This is a genomic window from Streptomyces sporangiiformans, assembly GCF_005768555.2.
Classification (GTDB): domain Bacteria; phylum Actinomycetota; class Actinomycetes; order Streptomycetales; family Streptomycetaceae; genus Streptomyces; species Streptomyces sporangiiformans.
Map to the genome: position 1 here is coordinate 1 of NZ_VCHX02000064.1, position 5,054 is coordinate 5,054.

Annotated in this window: 1 protein-coding gene and 1 pseudogene; both read right to left on the reverse strand. The window is 71.3% G+C overall.

All coding sequences use genetic code 11. The annotated features are described in order from the left end of the window. Positions 1–3,318 (reverse strand): type I polyketide synthase (locus FGD71_RS05810; RefSeq protein WP_140935835.1); only part of this gene is annotated, 3,318 nt, incomplete at both ends. A 1-nt stretch (position 3,319) separates the two neighbouring features. Beyond that, positions 3,320–4,988: pseudogene (locus FGD71_RS05815) on the reverse strand (SDR family NAD(P)-dependent oxidoreductase); the annotation flags it as partial. Positions 4,989–5,054 lie beyond the last annotated feature (66 nt).

Consider the following 5,054-nt stretch of genomic DNA (forward strand, 5'->3'; position numbering starts at 1 on the left):
CCGAATAGCGCCACTCATCCACCCGCGACCGCACCACACGCCCACGCCGCCACGACGACAACGCAGGCAGCACCGCACCCAACTCACCACCCTCAAGACCGAGCGTCTCGGCCAACGCCACCGAGTCCCCCCGCTCCACCGCCGCCCAGAACTCCACATCCAGCGGATCAGCCACCACCCCACCGACCTCGCCCGGAGCAACACCCTTGTCCAGCCAGTAACGCTCGCCCTGGAAGGCGTACGTGGGTAACGCGACCCGGCGCCCGCCGGCGAGCAGCGGGGACCAGTCCACGGACAGACCCCGCACCCAGCCCTCGGCAAGCGAGGTGACAAACCGCTCCAGTCCACCCTCGTCGCGGCGCAACGTGCCCAGCACGGCCGCCTCCACACCGGCGTCCTCAAGCGTCTGCTGCACCCCGATGGTCAGCACCGGGTGGGCGGAGGCCTCGATGAAGTAGCGGTGGCCCTGCTCGGCCAGCGCCTTGGTGGCCTCCTCGAATCGAACGGTCTGGCGGAGGTTGGTGTACCAGTACTCGGCGTCCATCACCGTGGTGTCCAGCCAGTCGGCCGTCACCGTCGAGAAGAACGGCACCTCCGCCGTACGCGGCTCAAGTCCCGCCAGGACATCAAGGAGTTCGGCGTGGATGGCCTCCACATGCGCCGAATGCGAGGCGTAGTCCACCGGGATCCGACGCGCCCGGACCTCGTCGGCCTCGCAGGCGGCCAGCAGGGCATCCAGCTCGGCGACATCTCCCGAAACCACCACGGACGAAGGCCCGTTGACCGCCGCGACCGACAGGCCCTCGGACAGCCGCTCACGAACCTGATCCACCGGCAACGCCACCGACACCATGCCACCCAGACCCGACAGCGCCAGGATCGCCTTCGACCGCAGCGCCACCACCTTCGCGGCGTCCTCGATGGACAGGGCTCCTGCCACACAGGCCGCCGCGATCTCACCCTGCGAATGCCCCACGACCGCGGCGGGCTTGATGCCGTACGCACTCCACAGTTCGGCCAGGGACACCATCACCGCCCACAGCACCGGCTGCACGACATCGACGCGCTCCAGCGCCTCGGCATCATTGAGGACGTCGAACAACGACCAGTCCACATACGAGGACAACGCCGTGGCACACTCACGCATCCGCTCCGCGAACACCGGTGAGGACTCGATGAGTTCGGCCGCCATGCCGACCCACTGCGAGCCCTGCCCCGGAAACACGAACACGCTCTTGCCCCGCAGATCCGCGACGCCTTGAACCAGCGCGTCTTCCAGGCCGTCGAGGTCGGACCCAAGGAGCACCACGCGGTGTTCGAGAAGTGCGCGGGTCTTGGTCAGTGAGTGGGCCACGTCGAGGCGCGACAGTTCGGGGTGTGCGGTGAGGTGGCTGCTCAGCCGTTCGAGCTGCGCGGTGAGTGCGGGGGCCGTGCGGGCCGACACGAGTAGGGGCAGGACCGGGGAGTGCGGTTCGGCAGGCGAGTCTGCCGGTGAATCCGCGGTTTCCGGGGGCGCGGCCACGCTCTCGACGGTGGATGCCTCCTCCAGCACGGTGTGCGCGTTGGTGCCGCTCACGCCGAACGACGAGACCGACGCCCGGCGCGGGCGGCCCGTCTCGGGCCAAGGACGTGACTCGGCGAGGAGCTCGACCGCCCCCGTGGGCCAGTCGACGTGGGGGGTCGGCTCATCGATGTGCAGGCTCTGCGGCAGTACGCCGTTCCGCATCGCCATGACCATCTTGATGATGCCCGCCACACCCGCGGCGGCCTGCGTGTGCCCGATGTTCGACTTGATGGAGCCCAGCCACAGCGGGCGGTCCGCGTCGCGTTCCTTGCCGTATGTCGCGAGGAGTGCCTCCGCCTCGATCGGGTCACCCAGCGATGTGCCCGTGCCGTGCGCCTCCACGGCATCGACCTCGGACGCCTCGACGCGCGCATTGGCGAGGGCCTGACGGATGACGCGCTGCTGCGAGGGACCGTTCGGCGCCGTCAGACCATTCGACGCGCCGTCCTGATTGACGGCGGAACCGCGGACCACCGCGAGCACCTCGTGCCCGTTGCGGCGAGCGTCCGACAGGCGCTCCACCACGAGCAGGCCGACGCCCTCGCCCCAGGCCGTGCCGTCCGCCGCTGCCGCGAACGCCTTGCAGCGGCCGTCGGCGGCCAACCCTCGCTGGCGGCTGAACTCCATGAAGGCAGCCGGGCTGGACATCACCGTGACACCGCCGGCGAGTGCGAGCGTGCACTCGCCGGTGCGCAGTGCCTGCATCGCCAGGTGCAGGGCGACCAGGGATGACGAGCAGGCCGTGTCGACCGACACCGCGGGACCTTCCAGGCCCAGGGCGTAGGCGACGCGGCCGGAGACGACGCTGGCCGCGTTGCCGATTCCGAGGTAGCCGTCGACGCCGTCGGGCACCGAGGTGAGGCCCGCGGCGTAGTCCTGACCGTTGGTGCCGGCGAAGACGCCCGTGCGGGTGCCGCGCACGGAGAGCGGGTCGATGCCCGCGTACTCGAAGGCCTCCCAGGCCGTTTCGAGGAGGAGCCGCTGCTGCGGGTCCATGGCCAGCGCCTCGCGCGGCGAGATGCCGAAGAACGCGGCGTCAAACCTGGCCGCGTCGCTGACGAAGCCACCGTCGCGGACATAGGCGGTGCCGGGTGCGTCGGGATCCGGGTCGTAGAGCCGCTCGAGGTCCCAGCCGCGGTCGGCGGGGAACGGTGACATGGCGTCCGTACCGGAGACGACAAGCCGCCACAGGTCTTCGGGCGAGCCGACGCCACCGGGAAATCGGCAGCTCATCCCGACGATCGCGATGGGCTCGTTGTCCTGCCACGACGTACCGTCCTGCAAGACCGCAGCCGCGCTGTCGACGGCCGCGCCGATGAACTCCTCGCGCAGGTATCCGGCGAGGGCGACGGCGGTCGGATAGTCGAAGACGACGGTAGCGGGCAGCTGCCGGCCGATGGTGGCGCCGATCTGGTTACGGAACTCGAGAGCGGTCAGCGAGTCGAAGCCCAGCTCGCGGAAGGCACGGTCGGGGTCGATGGACGCGGGGCCCGAGTAGCCGAGGACGGCCGCGGCGTGCGTGCACACCAGGTCGACGACGGCTTGCTCCTGCTCGGCTGCGGGGACTCCGTCCAGCCAGCGGGCGAGGGCCGAAGCGCCGTCGTCGGGGGTGGCGTGCTCGCGCAGGCGTCGTACCTCCGGTATCCCGTCGAACAACGCGACATGCCCGCCGGCCCCGAACCGCTCCCAGTCCACATCGGCCACGGCCACGACCGCGTCACCGTGGTCGACCGCCTGCCGCAGAGCCGCCAGAGNCACCGTGGTCGACCGCCTGCCGCAGAGCCGCCAGAGCACGCTCGGGCACCAGCGGCGACAGACCGCCCCGCCGCGCCCGCTCCTCGATCTCCCCCGCCGCCATACCGCCACCGGCCCACGGACCCCACGCCACCGACGTCGCGGCAAGACCCAGTCCACGCCGATACTCGGCCAGCGCGTCCAGGTACGCGTTGGCCGCCGCATAGTTCGCCTGCCCCATCCCGCCGACAACGCCGGCGAAGGAGGAGAACAGCACGAACGCCGACAGATCCATGCCCTGGGTGACCTCGTGCAGCACCCACGCCGCATCCGCCTTCGGCCGCAGCACCCCGGCCACACGCTCCGGCGTCAACGACTCGACCACACCGTCATCCACCACGCCCGCGGCATGCACCACCGCCGTCAGCGGCACCTCCGCGCACGCCTCGGTGAGCAGTGCCTCCACAGCGGCACGGTCCGCCACATCACACGCCGCGACCGTGACCCGGACACCCAGCTCCGCCAGCTCCGCCGTCAACTCGCCAGCGTCCGGCGCCTCTTGACCACGCCGCGACACGAGCAGCAGATGCTCCGCACCGTTACGGGCCGCCCAACGCGCCACGTGCGCGCCCAGCGCCCCCGTACCACCCGTGATCAGCACCGTGCCCGACGGCACCCACGAACGCACAACCGGCGCATCCGCCGCCCGGGCCCGCACCAGACGCCGCCCGAACACACCGGACGCCCGAACGGCCACCTCGCTTTCAACCCCCGCCAGCACGGCGGCGATCCGCGCACCTGTGTCCTCGCCCCACGTCTCCGGCAGGTCGACCAGACCACCCCAACGCTCCGGGTGCTCCAGCGCGGCGGTTCGGCCGAATCCCCACACCTGGGCCTGCACCACGCTGCCGGGCACCTCGTCGGCGACCGCCACCGCGCCCGAGGTCAGCAGCCACAGCGGTGCGTCGATCCCGGCGTCGGCGAGGGCCTGGACGAGCGCCATGGTGCCGACAACCCCGCGGGGCACCCCGACGTCGACCTGCTCGTCGAGGCCGAGCAAGGAGACCACGCCGTCCACGGTGCCTGCCCCGACGGCGGCGCGCAGGGCCTCGGCGACGCCGACGCGGTCCAGGTCGGACAGGACGACGGGTACGACATCCGCGCCGTGGTCCGCCAGGGCAGCGGCGACCTCGTCGGCGGCCTGGGCCACGGAAGTCACCACGACCCATGTGCCGGTCAGCGCGGGGGCGGACGCCTCGACGCCCAGGGGCTGCCAGGTGACGCGGTAGCGCCAGTCGTCGATGAGCGAGAGCTCCCGGCGCTGCCTGCGCCAGCTCGACAGGGCGGGCAGTACGGCACTCAGCGGCTGCTCCCCGTCCACCCGCAGGGTCCCGGTGAGCGAGGCCAGGTCCTCGCGCTCCACCGCTTCCCAGAACGCCGTCTCGACGGGGTCGCGTACGATCTCGCCGTCCCCACCGAAGTCCCGGGACTCGAGCCAGAACCACTGGTGCTGGAAGGCGTACGTAGGCAGGTCGACTGCCTTGGCACCAGGGAAAACGGCGTCCCAATCAAGACCGATGCCGGCTATGTGCAGGCGGCCGAGGGCGGTGACCAGGGCTTCCGGTTCGGGTCGGTCCTTGCGCAGGGCCGCGATCAACTGCGCGTCCCCGGTCAGGGATTCCTGCGCCATGCCCGACAGGACACCGTCCGGGCCCAGCTCCAGGAACACGGACACGCCCTGGTCCTCCAGCCAGCG